This is a genomic window from Cupriavidus malaysiensis (assembly GCF_001854325.1).
Taxonomy (GTDB): domain Bacteria; phylum Pseudomonadota; class Gammaproteobacteria; order Burkholderiales; family Burkholderiaceae; genus Cupriavidus; species Cupriavidus malaysiensis.
The window spans coordinates 986,499-1,003,223 of the sequence record NZ_CP017755.1 but is presented as its reverse complement, the minus strand read 5'-3'; the positions used below and the strand labels follow the sequence as shown (position 1 = coordinate 1,003,223).

The window sequence follows — 16,725 nt, the reverse complement described above, 5'->3', positions numbered from 1 at the left end:
CCATCGATTGCCCGCTCGCTCCCATGCCCTCCTCCCCCGTGAAGAAGACCCGCGCCGCACAGCAGGCGCCCGCCGCCGAACAAGCGGAAACGGAGGCGCGCGACGCCGACGCGCGCATCTACCAGACCATTTTCGACGGCGTCCTCAATCACCGCCTGGTGCCCGGCACCAAGCTGCCGGAGCCGGAGCTGTGCCAGTTGTTCGGCGTCGGCCGCGCCGTGGTGCGGCGCGTGCTGGAAAAGCTCGCCCACGACGGCATCGTGGCGCTGCGCCCCAACAAGGGCGCGGTGATCGCCGAGCCGACGCCCGAGGAAACCCGCCAGATCTTCGAAGCCCGCCGCGCCATGGAACGGGTGCTGGTGGAATTGGCCGTGTCGCGCGTGAACGCGGACGACCTGCGCGAGCTGCGCCGGCAGCTCGACGAGGAACACGACGCCATGCACCGCTTCGACCAGCCTTCCTGGGCGCGGCTGGCCAGCGGCTTCCACCTGCGCATCGCCGCGCTGGCGCGCAACCCGGTGCTGCAGCGCTATCTGACCGAACTGGTCTCGCGCTGCTCGCTGATCGTCGGCCTCTACGAGCCGCCCGGGCACGCCCCCTGCGAACATGATGAGCATGCCGCCATCGTCGCCGCCATCGAAGCTGGTGACGCTGCCGGCGCGGTGGCACGGATGGAGGCCCACCTGCTCGAACTCGAGCAGCGGATCGAAACCTCGCGCATGAAGGGCGAGAAGAGCCTGGCCCAGATGCTGGGCCTGCCGCAGCAGGGCAAGCAGTAGGCACGTGCCGGCCACGCACGGGAAACCCCATGGAAATCGATTTCAGCACCCTGACCGAGTACCAGCGCTACAAGCTGATGGCGAGCCTGATCGTGCCGCGCCCGATCGCGCTGGTCACCACGCTCGGCGCCGACGGCACGGCCAATGCCGCGCCCTTCTCCATGTTCAACATGCTGGGGGAGGAGCCGCCGATCGTCATGATCAGCGTCAATCGCCTGGCCGACGGCTCGCTCAAGGACACGGCGGCCAATATCGTGCGCAGCGGCGAATTCGTCGTGCACCTGAGCGACGAAGCGATGGCGAACAAGATGCACCAGTGCGGCGAGCGGCTGCCGCCGCACGTCAGCGAGCTGGCGCGCGCGGGACTGACGCCGGCCCCCTGCGCGCAAGTGGCGCCGCCGCGCATCGCCGAGGCGCCGGTGGCCTTCGAATGCACGCTGTGGGAAACGCTGGAGACCGCCAGCCGGCAGATCTTCATCGGGCGCGTGCTGCACCTGCATGCGCGCGACGGCCTGATCGACACCGAGCGCTGGCGCGTGCGCCTGCAGGACTACTTCCCGGTCGGTCGCTTCGGCGCCAGCTTCTACGTGACCACGCGCGACCGCTTCTCGCTGGAGCGGGATGCGGACGCCGGCGTGGCCAGCCTGTCGACAGCGATCGATGAGATGTAGGGCGCGCGGCGCCGCATGGACCGACGCACGGACCGACGCACGGACCGACGCACGGACCGACGCCAAGGCGGTCCGCAAGCGGGCCCTCAGGCGCCCGCCTGGCCCTCCGGCAGCGTCAGCACGCCGCGCGCCTGCAGGTCCTGCAATTGCGCGTCGCTCAGCGACAGCAGTTGCTGCAGCACCGCGCGCGTGCCCTCGCCCAGCGTCGGCGGCGCGCTGCGGATCGGCAGGCGCTGGCCGTCCAGCCGGTACGGCGGCGCGAACACATGCGTGCTGCCCGCCACCGGATGCGGCATCTCGCGCAGCAGGCCGCCGCGGCGGGTGCGCTCGCTGGTCAGCGCCTCGTGCAGCCCCGCCACCTTGCCGCAGGGGATGCCGCAGGCCGACATGCGCTCCAGCAGCACGTCGCGGGCGAAGCCGCGGATCACGCCGGTGATCAGCGGTGTCAGCGTCTCACGGTTCCGGGCCCGCTCCACGTTGGTGGCATAGCGCGGGTCCTCGACGATGTCGGGGCGCTCGACCACCTGGCGGCAGAATTTCTCGAACTGGCTGTTGTTGCCCACCGCGATGATCAGCGGACCGTCCGCGGCATCGAACATGCCGTAGGGCACGATGGACGGGTGGGCATTGCCATAGCGCGCCGGATCGCGGCCCAGCAGCATGGCATCGAGGCCGTAATAGCCGGTCACCATGACGCCGCAGTCGTACAGCGCCATCTCGATCAGGCGGCCCTTGCCGGTGCGCTCGCGGCGGAACAGCGCCGCCAGCACGGCCTGCGCGGCGTACATGCCGGTCATCAGGTCCACCACCGCCACGCCGAACTTCAGCGGCGGCTGGCTGGCCTCGCCGTTCAGCGCCATCAGGCCGGCCTCGCCCTGGATGACCAGGTCGTAGCCCGGCCGCTTGGCCTCCGGGCCGCTGCTGTCGTAGCCCGACACCGCGCAGTAGATCAGCTCCGGCTTGATCGCCTTGAGCTGCGCATAGCCCAGGCCCAGCTTCTCGGCGCCGCCGGTCTTGAAGTTGTGGATCACCACGTCGAACTGCGGCAGCAGGTCATAGACGATCTGCACGCCTTCCGGGCTCTGCAGGTCCAGCGTGATCGACCGCTTGTTGCGGTTCATGCTGTTGTAGTAGGTGGTCTCGGTCTTGCCGATGCGCATGCCCCAGTCACGCGTATCGTCGCCGCGGCCAGGGTGCTCGACCTTGATCACCTCGGCGCCGAAGTCGGCCAGCACCTGGCCGCACAGCGGCCCCGCGAACACGCGCGACAGGTCGAGTACACGCACGCCTTCCAGCGGGAAGTCGAGATCCTGGGATTGCTCTTGGTTCGTCACTGCTTGTCTCCGTAGTGCTTTGCGAGGCAGGTGTGTCCCCGCTGTGCAGGCGGTAGTCTAGCCGAGACAGCGCAGCGCGGAAGGCCGGATGCCGTTTTTCGTTCTGCATGGCAGAAGAGCAATTCCACCAGGCGCGACCAGCTGCCGGTGTGACCCGGCGGCAGGTCGCCGCCGTGCTCACGGGCGGCCGCCGCCGCAGACCAGCACCTGGCCGCTGACGTAGTTGGACTCCGGGATGCAGAACATGTAGACCGCGCCGGCCGCCTCCTCCGGCGTGCCCCCGCGCCCCAGCGGGATCAGCGCCTCGGCATTCTTGAGCACCTGCGGGTTGACGCCCACCTTGATCTGCTGGCCGGCGATGTCGATGCTGGCATCGGCGTCGGCCGCGGCCTCGGTCAGGCGCGTCATGATCAGGCCGAAGGCGACGCTGTTGACATTGACCTTGTAGCGCCCCCATTCCTTGGCCATGGCCCGGGTCAGGCCGTTGATGCCGGCCTTGGCGGCGGCGTAGTTGGCCTGCCCCGCGTTGCCGTACACGCCCGAGGTGGAGGAGATGTTCACGACCTTGCGGAACACCGGCCGGCCAGCCTCGGCCTCGCGCTTGGCGGCCTCGCGGATGAAGCCGGAGGCGGCGCGCAGGATGCGGAACGGCGCGGTCAGGTGCACCGAGAGCATGGCTTCCCACTGCTCGTCGCTCATCTTCTGCACCACGTTGTCCCACGTGTAGCCGGCATTGTTGACGATGATGTCGAGCCCGCCGAAGCTGTCCAGCGCCTGCTTGACGAAGCGGTCGGCGAAGCCGGCCTCGGTCACGCTGCCGACGCAGGCCACCGCCTCGCCGCCGGCCGCGCGGATGTCGGCGACGGTCTGTTCCGCGGGCGCCGCGTCGAGGTCGTTGATCGCCACGCGCGCGCCTTCGCTGGCGAGCTTGAGAGCGATCTCGCGGCCGATGCCGCGTCCGGAGCCGGAAACCAGCGCCACCTTGCCTTCGAGTTTGCGAGTCATCGTTGCCTCCTGTCCTTGTCGTCTGTGTCGATCATCACGCCGCCCTCACGCTGCCTGGTACAGCGTGACCACGCAGGCGCCGCCCAGGCCGAGGTTGTGCTGCAGCGCGTTGCGCGCGCCCGCCACCTGGCGCTGGTCGGCCTGGCCGCGCAGCTGCCACACCAGTTCGGCGCATTGCGCCAGGCCGGTGGCACCGAGCGGATGCCCCTTGGACAGCAGCCCGCCCGAGGGATTGGTCACCACGCGGCCGCCGTAGGTGTTGTCGCCGTCGACGATGAACTTCTCCGCCGTGCCTTCCGGCGTCAGGCCGAGCGCCTCGTAGGTGATCAGCTCGTTGGCGCTGAAGCAGTCGTGCAGCTCCACCACGTCGAGATCCTCCGGTCCCACGCCGGCGGCCTCGTAGACCTGGCGCGCGGCCGCGGCCGTCATGTCGTAGCCCACCACCTTGCGCATGTCGCCGCTGTCGAAGGTGCTCGGCGTATCGGTGGTCATGGCCTGGGCCGCGATCACCACGCGACGGTCCAGGCCGTGCTTGCGCGCGAACGGCTCCGAGCAGACGATGGCGGCGGCCGCGCCGCAGGTCGGCGGGCAGCACTGGTAGCGCGTCAGCGGGCCGAACACCGTGGGCGAGGCCATCACCTCCTCCAGCGTCAGCGTCTGGCGGAACACCGCCAGCGGATTGCGCGCCGCGTGCTGGCGCGCCTTGACCGAGATGCGGCCGAAGGTGTCGGCACGGATGCCGTACTGCTCGATGTAGTCCTGCCCCGCGCCGCCGAAGAACTGCGCCGCGCGCGGCGCGTCCGGCTGGTAGCCCTGCTGCGCGGTCATGGTGTCGACGAAGCGCGCCATCGGCGAGGGCCGGTCGTCGTAGGCGCCCTTGAGCGCGCCCGGCACCATCTGCTCGAAGCCGAGCGCGATCGCGCACTCCACCAGGCCGCTCTCCACCGCCTGGCGCGCCAGGAACAGCGCGCTGGAGCCGCTGGAACAGTTGTTGTTGAGGTTGAAGACGGGAATGCCGGTCAGCCCGACGCCGTAGATGGCGGCTTGTCCGGCGGTGGAGTCGCCGTAGACATAGCCGACATAGGCCTGCTGCACATGCTGGTAGTCGACGCCCGCGTCCTCCAGCGCCAGCCGCGCCGCCCGCGCGCCCATGACGTGGTAGGGATCGCAGGCACCCGGCTTGGTGAAGGGAATCATGCCGACGCCGACGACGTGGACGGCGCGTTTCATCTGGGTCATCGAGGGTCTCCTGTGCTGGCGGCCGGCGACGGGACCGTGCCGCGTCGGGCCGCCTCCGGCACCGCGCCGGCCGGCCGGCCCACGCGATGCAGTGTGCGCCGGGGGCGCGGCGTCGCCAATCGCCGATTGGGACAAAAGCATTGGCAGAAACAATCAGGCCGGGCGCCGCCGGTGCTGCCCGCCGCGCCGCGCCGCGGTCGCCCGCCATCGACGCCCCCTCCGCTGTCCGAACGACGCCGCAGCCTGCCCCCCGCGCCGGGGTGCCCCGTGGCGCACCTCAGCGCAATCCGCACCGAGCGCGCATAATGCGTCGTCCAAAGCAACCGCGCCGGCCCGCAACGGGCGGCGCCAGCCGCTCGCCGGCTGACCGCTCAACAAGGGATCTTCATGATGGAAGTGTCGTGGTCTGTCTTCATCCTCACCTCTCTGCTGGTGATCGCCACGCCGGGCCAGGACATGGTGCTGGTGATGTCGCGCACGCTGGCGCGCGGCACGCGGGCCGGCCTCGTCACGGCGGCCGGCGTCAGCGTCGGCCTCATCGGCCACACCATTCTCGCCACGCTGGGCCTGGGCGCCATCCTGCAGGCGTCCGAATGGCTGTTCACCGCGCTCAAGCTGGTCGGCGCCGCCTACCTGCTCTATCTCGGCATCGGGCTGCTGCGATCGTCCGGCACCCTGGAAGTGACGGCGGATGCCGGTCGCGCGCACTCGCCGCTGCGCACCTTCGCGCAAGGCGCGATGTCCAATCTTTCCAACCCCAAGGTGGCGATCTTCTACCTGGCCTTCCTGCCGCAGTTCGTGCATGCGGACGCCGCCCATCCGACCCTCGGCGTCTTCGTGCTGGGCCTCGTCTTCGCGTGCCTGACCTTCCTGGTCAAGGGGCCGGTGGCCTTGTCCGCCGGACTGCTGTCGAACTGGATCCGGCGCAATCCGCGCTTCCTGACCGGCCTGCACCGCACCAGCGGCGTGGTGATGATCGGGCTCGGGCTGAAGCTGGCCTTCGAGCGCCGCAACTGAGGAAGCGCCAAGGGCAAGCCGCACGCGCATGGCGCCTGCGGCTCCCTTCCCCTGCGCCGGCGCCCGGCGGGCCGCAGCTGGCGGCCCCCGGGCATCCGCGCTCAAGCCGGTGCGCCGTTACTGCAGTTCGATCTTCGCAATCGATGCCAGGCGCTTCCAGCGCGCGATCTCCGTCTTCTGGTACTCCCGCAGTTCCGCCGGGGTGGACAGGATCAGCGAGGTCGACTGGCGCTGGTAGTAGGCCTTGACCTCCGCGCTGGCGCCCGCCTGCGCGAACAGCTCTCCCAGCCGTTGCGCGACGGCCGGCGGCGTCCTGGCGGAGACCGCCGCGGCGACCCAGTTGTAGGCGAGAAAATCGGGGATCCCCGCTTCGGGGGCGCTCGGCACCTCGGGCAGCAGCGGCGAGCGTTGCGGCGCGGTGTAGGCCAGCGCGCGCAGCCGGCCCGCCTTGACCAGCTCGATCGCGCCACTGGCATCCACCACGGCGAAATCGACGCTCGCTGCCATGACGCCGTTGATGGCATCTCCCGCCCCCTTGTACGGCACGCCGGTGGTCTTCATATGGCTCTGCTCGTTGAGCCATTCGCTGTACAGGGTGTACGACACCGACCCGGTGCCGTAGTTGAGCGCGCCGGGCCGCTTGTGCGCGTCGTCCACCAGCTCCTTGAGCGAGTGGTAGGGCGAGTTCGCCGGCACGATGATCAGGCACGGGCCGCGCGACAGCAGCGTGATCGGCGTGAAATCGGTGAGCGGATCGTAGGGCAGCTTGCGGAAGGTGGCGGCATTGGTGGACAGCGTCGAGTTGCTGCCGATGAATACCGTGTAGCCGTCGGCGGGAGCGCCGAGCAGCGTCTGCACGCCGATGAAGCCGTTGCCGCCGGGCTTGTTCTCGACCACCACGCCCTGCCCGCTCAGCTCGCCGATCTTCTTGGCGAAGACGCGTGCCGTCATATCGGTGCCGCTGCCCGACGGAAACGGCACGATGAAGCGGATGGGACGGCTGGGGAATGCCGGGGCCTGCGCCGCCGCCGGGGCGGGCAGCCCGGCGAAGCCGGCCGCGCAGGTGATGCCGGCCGCGATGACGAAGCGGCGGCGCGATGCGTTGTCGATGGTGCTCATCTTGTCTCCTGTGTCTTGCTTATGTCCTGCTGATGTCCTGCCTATGCCTTGCCTGCGGCGCTGTGCCCCGCCTGCCGCTCCGTCCTCCGGCGAGGCAGCTCCCGGCCGCAGCCGTCAGCGCTTGAGCCCGAGCAGGTCGCGGGCGATCACCCAGCGGTGCACTTCGGACGGGCCTTCATAGATGCGCATCAGGCGCGTTTCGTTGGCCATCTGCTGCAGCGGCATCTCCTTGGTCATGCCCATGGCGCCGAACGTCTGCATCGCGCGGTCGATCACATCCCATGCCATCTCGGTGGCGAACACCTTGATCATCGAGACCTGGGTGCGCGCTTCGTCGCCGCCATCGATGCGCGCCGCGGCCTCGTAGGTCATCAGGCGGCAGGCGTGGATGCGCGTGGCGGCGTCCGCCACCCACCACTGGATGGCCTGCCGTTCCGCCAGGGGCGCGCCGAAGGTGCGGCGCTGCAGCGCGTACTCGCACATCATGTCGAGCGCGCGCTGCGCCCGCCCGATGCACCAGGCCGCCATCTGGACGCGCCGGCTGGACAGCCGCGCCTGCATCGGCCCGAAGCCCTGTCCTTCCACGCCGAGCAGCTGCGCGGACGGCAGGCGGCAATCCTCCAGCACCACCTCATAGGTGGAGGCACCACCGATCATCGCGATACGGCGTTCCACCTTGAATCCCGGCGTGCCGCGATCGACCAGGAAGGCGGAGATGCCGCCGCGCGCACCGCGCGCCTTGTCGGTGACCGCCATGACAATGGTCCAGTCGGCGCGCGCGGCGCGGCTGATCCAGATCTTGCGGCCATTGAGCACCCAGTCGTCGCCGTCCCGCTCCGCGCGCGTGCTCATCATGGCCGGGTCGCCGCCCGCGCCCGGTTCGGAGATGGCGATGGCCGACACCGTTTCGCCGCGCGCATAGGGCTCCAGGTAGCGCGCGCGCTGCCCGGCGTTCGCGCTCCGCAGCAGCATGCGCAGGTTAGGCGAATCGGGCGGCAGGTCGTACGGCGTGATGGTCTTGCCAAGCTCCTCGTTGACCCCGACCATCGCCACCACCGGCAGGTCCGCGCCGCCCAGTTCGGCCGGTGCATCGAGGCCCCACAGACCCAGCTCGCGCGACAGCCGGTCGAGCCTGTCCTGGTCGTGCTGCAGCAGCGTCAGCTGGCCGCTCTCCGCCTCCCGGGCCAGCGCGCCGGCCTCCAGCGGGATCAGTTCCTCGCGCACGAAACGTGCGACAAGGTCCTTCAGCATCTGGTGCTCTTCTGCAAGTGCGAAATTCACGAACGTTCTCCTCTCTCGTCGGTATCGTCCCGGACCGTCCCCCGCGTGCCGGCGAGCCGGGCGATCTCGCCCGGCTCCAGCCCCGCTTCGCGGAGGACCTCTTCGGTATGCTCGCCCAGCGTGGGCGCGTGGCGGCGCAGCGCCAGCGGCGTGGCCGAGAAGCGCGCCGTGGGGCGCATTTCGCGCAAGGGCCCCTCGGTGGGATGGGTCGTCTTCTCGAACAGTCCCACCGCCTGCAGGTGCGGATGCGCGGGCAGGTCGTCCGGCGCGTAGATCGGCGTGGCCGGGATGTCGAGCGACTCGAACAACGCCATCCAGGCCGACGTGGTGCGCGTGGGCGTGATCTCGCCCAGGTGGCGGTACAGGTCGCGGATATGGGCATTGCGCTGCGCGCGGCTGTCGATGCGGTAGGCCTCGGCCAGGTCGTCGCGCCCCACCGCATGGAAGAATGCCTTCCAGTGGCGCCCGGTGTAGGGCAGCGCGCAGAGCCACCCGTCGGCGGTCTGCACGGGCCGCCGGCCGCCCTGCAGCAGGCGCGCGTATCCGGCGGGCCCGGCAGCCGGATCGAAGGTCAGGCCGGCCAGGTGCTCGGCCATCACGAAGCTGGCCATCGTTTCGAGCATCGGCACCTCCACCGACTGGCCCTGGCCGTGCCGCTCCCGGTGCAGCAGCGCGGCCAGCACGGCATTGGCCAGCACGATGCCGGTGGTCTTGTCGGCGATCAGGCTCGGCACGTACTCCGGGCGGCCGCCCGACGAGCCCAGCGCCACCAGCCCGCAGGCCGCCTGGATGATGTCGTCGAAGGCCGGCTTGTCGCGGTGCGGGCCGTCCTGCCCGAAGCCGGTGGCGACGCAGTACACGATGCGCGGGTTGATCGCTGCCACCGCGGCATAGCCGAAGCCCAGCCGCTCGATGGCGGCGACGCGCATATTGTGGACCAGCACGTCGGCCCCCTCGATCAGGCGCCGCAGGGCTGCCGCGCCCGCCTCGCGCTTGAGGTCGAGCACCACCGAGCGCTTGTTGCGGTTGAGCGCGAGATAGATCGAGCTCATGCCCTCGCTGCGCGACACGCCATTGGCGCGCATGAGATCGCCCTCGGGCCCTTCGATCTTGATGACGTCGGCACCGAGGTCGGCCAGGGCCTGCGTGGCCAGGGGGCCGAGCACCACCGAGGTCAGGTCCAGCACGCGGATGCCGTCGAGCGGTCCGGCGCAGGCCGCATTCTTCGTTTGCATGCGGTGGCTCCCTCAACGGCGCTGGAACAGCGGTGCACGGCGCTCCGCCATGGCCGCCACGCCCTCGCGGAAATCGGCGGTGGCGAACTGCACGCGCTGGATCTCCAGCTCGCGCCGGTTCGCCGCGACGACGCGCTCGGCCAGCCCGAGCCGCAAGGTCTCGCGCGTGCTCTCGACGGCGAGCGGGGCGGACGCCGCGATTTCGTGTGCCAGCGCGGTCGCGCGGGACAGGACCTCGCCCTGGTCGACCAGGGCATCGGCGAGGCCGATGCGCACCGCTTCCGCGCCATCGATGCGGCGGCCCGTATAGAACAACAGCGCCGCCTGCTGCTCGCCGACCAGGCGCGGCAGCGTCACGCTCATGCCGAAGCCGGGATGGAAGCCGAGCCGGTTGAAGTTGGCGCTGAAGCGCGCCGCGCGGCAGGTGACGCGGAAATCGGCCAGCAGCGCCAGGCCGAGGCCCGCGCCGATGGCGGCGCCTTCGACCGCCGCCACGATCGGCTTGCGGCTGCGGTAGAGCTTCATGGCCTGTTCGTAGAACGCCGACGGATCGCGTGAGACATCCGAAGCACTCGAAGCGCCCGAAGCGCCGGCCTGTGCCGTGCCGCTGAAGTCCGCGCCGGCGCAGAAGGTGCCCACGCCCGACGCCAGCACGATGGCGCGGCAGCTCTCGTCTTCGTCGAGACAGAACAGTGCCTCGGCAAGCCGGCGCATGAGATCGGCGTCGACGAAGTTGTGGGGGGGACGGGAAAGCTCGATGCGCGCGACATGCTGGTCGCGTGTCACGCTGAGATCGGGGGAAGATGCCAAGGCCATGGCGTAGCGCTCCGGGGAACAAGGACGCGCACAGTATTCGCCGCTACGTGTCACTGCGCTACACTGCAATTTCGGATACCGAAATTGCTCACGACCCAGGCATCCCGCATCGCACCACGCCGAACCGTCTCCCCATGCCTGCCCCGCGCCGCCGGACCCTTGCTGCCCCTTCCCCTGCTCCCCGCCCCGCCACGGCGGCGGAAGCCGCCGCGGTCGCGCCCTCCAGCCGCGCGCTGACACAGCGCACCGGCAGCTTTACGCGGCAGACCGACGGCAGCCAGTCGCTGGAGCGTGGCCTGCGCCTGCTGCGCGCGTTCCGGGTGGGATCATCGAGCCTGAGCAATGCGGAGCTGGCGGCGCGCACGGGCCTGCCGCGGCCGACGGTCAGCCGGCTGACGCGCTCGCTGGTGGACGGCGGCTTCCTGCTCTACGACACCACGGAGCGCGCCTACCGCCTGGCGGTCGTGGTCGTCAGCCTGGCCGATGCCTTTCACCACGCCACCGTGGTGCCGGCCATCGCGCTGCCGCTGATGCGCGAGATCGCCGACGCCGAGAAGGTCAACGTGGGCCTGGCCGTGCCCGACCAGACCGCGATGGTCTACCTGGCCGCGGTGCGCCACAGCGTCGACAGCGTGTCGCGCACCCGCCGCGTCGAGCCCGGCACGAGGGTGCCGATCGAGCAGACGTCGATCGGCATGGCGTGGCTGGCCGCCGCGCCGCCGGCGGTGCGCGGCGCGATCCTGGAGCGCATCGCCGAGAAGGCCGGCGACGCCTGGCCGGCGGTCGAGCGGGAGCTGGGCCGCGGGATCGCCCAGGCACAGTCGCTCGGATACTGCACGGCCGACTACCAGCCCGGACACCTCACCGCCGTCGGCGCGGCGTTCCGCGGCCCTGACCAGCTGTGGTACGGGCTCAACATCAGCTTTCCGCCCAAGCCCGGTGGCAAGCGCGCGGTGTCACGGTATGCGACGCTGCTGCTCGGCCTGATCGGGAAGATCCAGTCCGCATGCGGCTCGGCGGGCGCTTGAGAAATCGCGGGACCGGTAGATCGAGGGTCGGGGGACCGAGGACTGCTGCCCGGCATCACGGCATCGCCGGCCCGATCCACCCCCAGGCATCGACCTGCCTTCAGCCGTGCCGGCCGATCTTGCCGAAGCCGCTGTCGGCCCAGCGGCCGGCACTCTCGCGCGTCAGGCGGAAATCGGCGGGCACCTTGACGCTCGCGATCACCTCGCCGAAGGAATCGACGGCGGTCAGCGTGCCGAAGGGCTCGTACTCATCGGGCGTGACGGCGAGCCTGACGCTCACGCTTCCCGCCTCGGTCTCGATCTGGCACTGCTTGTTGAGGCGGGCATGCAATTGCTGCTCATGGCGCCGGATGACCTCGCTGGCGGTCTTGACCAGCGTCTGGAAGGCCGCCGCATCCAGCGGCTTCGGGTCGACCTTGTTGCGCCCCATGGTCCAGGGGCCGACCAGCGCCGGCTCGGCGCTGCCGTCCTGGATCATCTCGACCGCCCATCCGTCGCCATCCTCGTTCTTGATGACGCGGGCGGTCCAGCCTTTGTCCTGCCAAAGCCGGGGCTGGTGGATTGCGGAGACCTCCTCCGCTGCGCAAGAGTCGTCGGAATGGTGCATCAGGGGCATCAATCTGCCAGGTAGCGGTCGGGAAACCCGCTAGGATACCGCACCGGGCAGCGGCTACCGGGCAGCGGGATCTCGCCGCCGGGGCATCAGCCGGGTGGCTGGTCGTCCGCCGATTCCTGCAGCAGGTGCCCGTAGGCGTCGATTTCCTTCTGCGCCCGTGCCAGGCTTTCCGAAATCCTCTCCGGCGTCACTTCGCCGTCGATGAACTCGACCGATACCCGATACACGCGCGCATCCTTGTCGACAATCCCTTGCAGGACCTTGTCGAACAGCTTTTCCCCGGCCTTCAGGCCCAATGCCCGTGGCACCAGCACCTTGACCAGCAGGATTTCCTGGTCGCCGGACCCCTCCGCCGCCTCGGCCAGCGCGGTTTTCAGATGCCCCTTCAGCTTCAGGACGCTCAGGTCACCGGGTATCGCCACATGCGCGACGCGAATCGATTTCTTGGCCATGCCGCTTGATCTTGCGCTTGCTCTTGCGCTTGCTTGAACGTGTTGTCGAAGGACGGAATATACCGCACGGAAGCGCCGTGCCGGCGGCCGGCATCCCCGCTCAGCCCAGGTCGAGCGGCAGGTACAGCCGCGTCCGGCCGCGCTGGATCAGCAGGGCGGCGTTGCCACCCGCCTGCCGCAGTTGTTCGGCGAACTGCTCCAGCGTCGCCACCGGGCGCGCGTTGAGCGACAGCACGATGTCGCCCGGCGCGATCCCGTCACGCGCGGCGCGCCCGCTGACCTGCTGGATCAGCAGCCCGTGGTCGACGCCGACGCGCTGCTGCTCGCGCGGCGTCAGCGGCCGCAGTGTCATGCCCAGCCACTGCGGCGTCGGCGCGCCCGGCGCGCTGCCGGCCGGGCTTTCCAGGGCTCCCACGACGGCCTTCACCTGGCTGGCAGCGCCTCCGCGCCAGACCTGCAGATCGACCTCGCGACCGGGCCGGATCCTGGCCACGGTCGCCAGCAGGTCGGCGGCATCCCGCACGGACGCGCCGTCGACCGCCAGCACCACGTCGCCGGCCTGCAGGCCGGCCGCCGCGGCCGGGCCACCCGCCCGCACCGCGCTGATCAATGCCCCGTCCGGCTTCGCCAGCCCGAAGGAGCGCGCCAGGGCCTGCGTCACCTCCTGCACCGTCACGCCCAGTTGGCCGCGGCTGACCTTGCCGGTGCCGAGCAACTGTGCCTTGACGTCCATGGCCACGTCGATCGGTATCGCGAACGACAGGCCCTGGTAGCCTCCCGTCCTCGAGTAGATCGCCGAATTGATGGCGATCACGCGGCCGTCCAGGTCGAACAGCGGCCCGCCCGAACTGCCCGGGTTGATCGGCACATCGGTCTGCAGGAAGGGGATGCCGGACTCGCCGGGCAGCGAACGCGCCTTGGCGCTGACGATGCCGCTCGTGACCGAGTTGGCGAAACCGTAAGGCGAGCCGATCGCCATCACCCAGTCGCCGACCTCGGTGCTGCCGGCGCTGCCCGCCACCACCACCGGCAGGTGGTCCGCATCGATCTTCAGCAGCGCCACGTCCGACAGCGCGTCGCCGCCGACGACCTTGGCCTTGAACTCGCGCTTGTCGGTCAGCTTGACCGTCACCGCATCGGCGTCGCCGACCACGTGGCGGTTGGTCAGGATGTAGCCGTCGGCGCTGACGATGAAGCCCGAGCCCAGGCTGACCTCCTCGCGGTTGCCGATGACGCGGCGCGCCAGGAACGGGGCCAGCGGATGGCCGGGTTCGATGCCGGGGGGCAGCTGGATGCCCACCTGCGCCACTTCACGCGTGACGCCGATATTCACCACGGCGGGGCCGTAGCGCCTGGCCAGCGCGGCAAAGTTCGGCAAGGCGGGCGCCACTTCATGGGCGGCCACGGGCGCGAAGCCGCCCGCCGCGGCCAGGGCCAGCGCCGTCGCCCAGGCCGCCGCCAGCGCTGCGGCGCCACCTGCCGGCCCGCCGTCCCTCTTCCCTCGCCGCATCATCGTGCCCGCTCCCGCGCGTTCACCCGGGCCTGCCGTCATTGGCTCGGCACCAGCGCCTTCTTCAATGCCTCGTCATCGATGGAAACCGCGTCCGCCGCCGCCAGCTTCGCCAGGTAGGCCTGCACATTCTGCTGCGCGCGCTGCTCGCGCAGCGCGGCCCGGATCTGCGCCCTGACCTCGTCGAGCGGCCGCAGGGCCGCCTCGCGGACCTCGACCAGCTTCAGCACGTGGAAGCCTGTCGGCGTGCGTACCGGCGCCGACACTTCGCCGCGCTTGAGCGCGTTCGCCGCTGCCAGCACCGCCGGCTGGATCATGGTCTCCGGCACGAATCCCAGGTCTCCGCCGCGCGCCGCGCTGGCCTTGTCTTCGGAATACATCTTCGCCAGGGCCTCGAAGTCGGCGCCGCGCGCCTGCGCCCGCCGCGCCAGGTCGGCGGACTTCTTCTGCGCGCCATCGACGGCGGCCGCGTCGGCACCGGGCGGCAGCGCGACATAGAGCTGGGCCAGGTGCAAGGCACGCGGTGCCATGAAGGTGGCACGGTTGCGCTCGTAGGCGGCCTGGATCTCCGGCTCCGGCGGATAATCCGCAGCCGGCTCGCTGAGCGCCGCCAGGTAGCTCTGCAGCAGGACCTCGCGCTGCGCCTGCTCGATCGCCGCCTGCACCAGCGGCTGCTTGTCCCAGCCCTTGGCCTTCGCCTCGGCCAACACCGCCTTCTGCGCCAGCAGCGTGCGCACGACCTGGTCCCGCGCCGCCGCATCCGCGAGCAGGCGCGCGCGGCCTTCCGGGCTCAGCGAGCGCGACAGCCCGGCCACCTCGGCCCGCGTCACCGCAGCGCCCGCGCCCCTGGCGACCACCTCGTCCTGCGCGCGCGCGGCGCCCGCTACCAGGCATGCCGCCCCTAGCAACCATGCGCCGAGTGCCGGCGCGATCCGATTCGTTCTCTTCATCATGACTGACTCCACTGCAAGACTGTGCCGCCCGCATGGCGGCGGCCCGGCGGCGCCTCAGGGCATCGGGCCGGGCATCGGGCCGGACACCGGCGGCGCGGTGCCCGCCGTGCGCATGCGCACGGCGCGGCGCGCCTGCACGATCTCCTCGGCCGAAATGCCGAACTCGATCGAGACTTCGGCGATCAGGCGCACCAGCGCAGCCCGCTGCCGCTGGCGCGCTGACTCCGCACGGCGCGAGTGCTCGGCCTGCCTGGCCAGCGTCAGGACGCCCTGCACGAAGCCGCTCATTGCAAGACCGGCTCGGCTCCTGCTGGCGCGGGTTCCAGGGCGGCGTTCTCCGGCAGCACGCCCTCCGCGCCGCCTGCGCTGCCCGCGCCGTCCGCACGGAAGTTGCGCAGATGCAGGAAGAACTGGCCCATCATCTGGATCCACAGCCGGATGGCGACCGACAGGTAGTCCAGGTGGACGCCGCCGGTGACCACCACATCCATCTCGAGCACGAGGAAATCGCCGTGCGTGGCCAGGCGGGCCAGCCTGCGCGTGCGATGCCATTCATCGACCAGGCCGTCCGGCAGCGGGCCGCCCTGCACGCGCAGCGGGCAGCTGAGCGTGAAATCGAGGTACTGGTCCGGCCCGAGCGTATTGCCCCAATGGACCTGGTAGCCGATGCCGTGGCTGGCGCTGTGCAGGCGCGTGACGCCGTCCTCCTGCAGCAGCGTCACCGCGCAGCCGGCGGCGCGGATGGCATCGGCCACCTGCTCCGCCGTGACGAAGCGATGGATCGCGCCCGAGGCCTCCGCGGCCTTGTCATGGGTCCCGCTGGCGGCGCCTTCCGCGGACAGGTCCTGGTTCAGGTCATTCATGCTGGTAACTCCTGTGGTTCGGTAAGCGGTTCGTCATCGCATCACTGCCGGGCGGCCTGTTCCGCCGGTGCCGCAGCAGGGGCCGCAGCAGGGGCCGCAGCGGGGGCGCTCGCCGGCGCCGCCGCGGCGGCGGCGCGCGGGTCGAACTTGCTCTCGTAGAGCTTGTCGCCGTACTCCTGCGCGATCTGCTCGTACTTCACGCGCGCCTTGGCGGCGAACGGCTGCCGCGAGGCGATCACCGTGCCGATGCCGACGTTCTCGTAGGCGTCGAGGATCTCCTGCCCGACGGCATAGAGCTTGGCGTTCTTCGCCTCGCACAGCGCCAGCGCGCTGCGTTGCGCGCCGGCCTCGTCGCCCAGCCGCTTGCGCTCGGCCTCTGCGTTGCGCGCCAGCTTCAGCAACTCCTCATAGGCATTGCGGTACTGCGCGATCTGGGCATTGGCCTTGTCGGCGATGGCCTGGGCCTGCGACTGCGACGCGCGCGAACCCTGCTCCAGGCGCTCGCGAGCCTGCTTCTCGCTCGCGAGCTGGGCCTGCGCGGCCTCGAGCGCCTTGCGCAGCGCGTCCGGCGAGTCCTTGCCTGCCGGCGCGCCGGCCGGGCCGGACTGCCCCGCCTTCAAGGCCGCGAGTTCGTTCTGCGCCTGCTGCAGTTGCGCGGTGGTGTTGCGCAGCTGCGCCCGCAGGCGCTCCTCCATGCTCTGGGCCGGTTGAGCCGGCTGGGCCAGCCCGTTGCCGGCCCAGAGCGCGGCGGCCATCATCACAGCGGCGGACATGCCCCATGCACGCGGGGACGGTTTTGTCATGACG

Annotated in this window: 18 protein-coding genes; 4 read left to right on the top strand and 14 right to left on the bottom strand. The window is 70.6% G+C overall.

Features of this window, described 5'->3' with window-relative positions:
• Positions 1-23: 23 nt before the first annotated feature.
• Together BKK80_RS24080 and BKK80_RS24075 are read left to right on the top strand one after the other, a co-directional pair.
• On the top strand, positions 24-779 hold the full coding sequence (locus BKK80_RS24080; RefSeq protein WP_231908157.1) for a GntR family transcriptional regulator: 756 nt from the start codon (positions 24-26) through the stop codon (positions 777-779).
• 29 nt (positions 780-808) lie between these two features.
• Positions 809-1,450, top strand: coding sequence for a flavin reductase family protein (locus tag BKK80_RS24075; RefSeq protein ID WP_071021533.1), 642 nt, complete (start codon positions 809-811; stop codon positions 1,448-1,450).
• An 86-nt stretch (positions 1,451-1,536) separates the two neighbouring features.
• On the opposite strand, the gene BKK80_RS24070 is transcribed toward BKK80_RS24075, so the two are convergent.
• The 3 genes from BKK80_RS24070 to BKK80_RS24060 all read right to left on the bottom strand — a co-directional run bounded on the left by BKK80_RS24070 (position 1,537) and on the right by BKK80_RS24060 (position 5,019).
• A complete protein-coding gene (locus BKK80_RS24070; RefSeq protein WP_071021536.1) occupies positions 1,537-2,784 on the bottom strand; it encodes a CaiB/BaiF CoA transferase family protein in 1,248 nt (415 codons plus the stop codon).
• A 177-nt stretch (positions 2,785-2,961) separates the two neighbouring features.
• Positions 2,962-3,789, bottom strand: a complete 828-nt coding sequence (locus tag BKK80_RS24065; RefSeq protein WP_071071591.1) for an SDR family NAD(P)-dependent oxidoreductase — start codon at positions 3,787-3,789, stop codon at positions 2,962-2,964.
• A gap of 45 nt (positions 3,790-3,834) precedes the next feature.
• A complete protein-coding gene (locus tag BKK80_RS24060; RefSeq protein WP_197524083.1) occupies positions 3,835-5,019 on the bottom strand; it encodes a lipid-transfer protein in 1,185 nt (394 codons plus the stop codon).
• Positions 5,020-5,415: 396 nt separating this feature from the next.
• On the opposite strand from BKK80_RS24060, the gene BKK80_RS24055 reads away from it, so the two are divergent.
• On the top strand, positions 5,416-6,045 hold the full coding sequence (locus BKK80_RS24055; protein ID WP_071021545.1) for a LysE family translocator: 630 nt from the start codon (positions 5,416-5,418) through the stop codon (positions 6,043-6,045).
• A gap of 117 nt (positions 6,046-6,162) precedes the next feature.
• Here BKK80_RS24055 and BKK80_RS24050 read toward each other — a convergent pair whose 3' ends face one another.
• The 4 genes from BKK80_RS24050 to BKK80_RS24035 all read right to left on the bottom strand — a co-directional run bounded on the left by BKK80_RS24050 (position 6,163) and on the right by BKK80_RS24035 (position 10,496).
• Positions 6,163-7,164, bottom strand: a complete 1,002-nt coding sequence (locus BKK80_RS24050) for a tripartite tricarboxylate transporter substrate binding protein (RefSeq protein WP_071021548.1) — start codon at positions 7,162-7,164, stop codon at positions 6,163-6,165.
• A gap of 114 nt (positions 7,165-7,278) precedes the next feature.
• Positions 7,279-8,445, bottom strand: a complete 1,167-nt coding sequence (locus BKK80_RS24045; RefSeq protein ID WP_071021551.1) for an acyl-CoA dehydrogenase family protein — start codon at positions 8,443-8,445, stop codon at positions 7,279-7,281.
• Complete coding sequence (locus BKK80_RS24040) at positions 8,442-9,680, bottom strand: CaiB/BaiF CoA transferase family protein (RefSeq protein WP_071021553.1); 1,239 nt, start codon at positions 9,678-9,680, stop codon at positions 8,442-8,444. Before BKK80_RS24040 ends, BKK80_RS24045 begins: the two co-directional genes overlap by 4 nt.
• A gap of 12 nt (positions 9,681-9,692) precedes the next feature.
• Positions 9,693-10,496 carry an enoyl-CoA hydratase/isomerase family protein gene (locus BKK80_RS24035; protein ID WP_205683741.1) on the bottom strand — a complete coding sequence of 268 codons (804 nt, stop codon included), beginning with the start codon at positions 10,494-10,496 and terminating at the stop codon, positions 9,693-9,695.
• 134 nt (positions 10,497-10,630) lie between these two features.
• On the opposite strand from BKK80_RS24035, the gene BKK80_RS24030 reads away from it, so the two are divergent.
• Positions 10,631-11,524, top strand: a complete 894-nt coding sequence (locus BKK80_RS24030) for an IclR family transcriptional regulator (RefSeq protein WP_083384659.1) — start codon at positions 10,631-10,633, stop codon at positions 11,522-11,524.
• Positions 11,525-11,624: 100 nt separating this feature from the next.
• On the opposite strand, the gene BKK80_RS24025 is transcribed toward BKK80_RS24030, so the two are convergent.
• From BKK80_RS24025 to BKK80_RS23995, 7 genes are all read right to left on the bottom strand, one after another.
• Entirely contained in the window at positions 11,625-12,131 is a 507-nt protein-coding gene (locus BKK80_RS24025) for a hypothetical protein (RefSeq protein ID WP_071073260.1), read from the bottom strand.
• Positions 12,132-12,226: 95 nt separating this feature from the next.
• Positions 12,227-12,592 (bottom strand): hypothetical protein, encoded by a 366-nt coding sequence (locus BKK80_RS24020; RefSeq protein WP_071021556.1) that lies wholly within the window; start codon positions 12,590-12,592, stop codon positions 12,227-12,229.
• A 100-nt stretch (positions 12,593-12,692) separates the two neighbouring features.
• Entirely contained in the window at positions 12,693-14,102 is a 1,410-nt protein-coding gene (locus tag BKK80_RS24015; protein WP_071073258.1) for a Do family serine endopeptidase, read from the bottom strand.
• A gap of 38 nt (positions 14,103-14,140) precedes the next feature.
• Positions 14,141-15,055 (bottom strand): peptidylprolyl isomerase, encoded by a 915-nt coding sequence (locus BKK80_RS24010; protein ID WP_071071589.1) that lies wholly within the window; start codon positions 15,053-15,055, stop codon positions 14,141-14,143.
• A gap of 54 nt (positions 15,056-15,109) precedes the next feature.
• Positions 15,110-15,343, bottom strand: coding sequence for a hypothetical protein (locus BKK80_RS24005; protein ID WP_071039564.1), 234 nt, complete (start codon positions 15,341-15,343; stop codon positions 15,110-15,112).
• Entirely contained in the window at positions 15,340-15,918 is a 579-nt protein-coding gene (locus BKK80_RS24000) for a YbjN domain-containing protein (protein ID WP_071021565.1), read from the bottom strand. The genes BKK80_RS24005 and BKK80_RS24000 overlap by 4 nt, the downstream gene beginning before the upstream one ends.
• Positions 15,919-15,959: 41 nt before the next feature.
• Positions 15,960-16,721: a hypothetical protein gene (locus tag BKK80_RS23995; protein ID WP_084545734.1), complete on the bottom strand. Its 762-nt coding sequence runs from the start codon at positions 16,719-16,721 to the stop codon at positions 15,960-15,962.
• Positions 16,722-16,725: the final 4 nt, after the last annotated feature.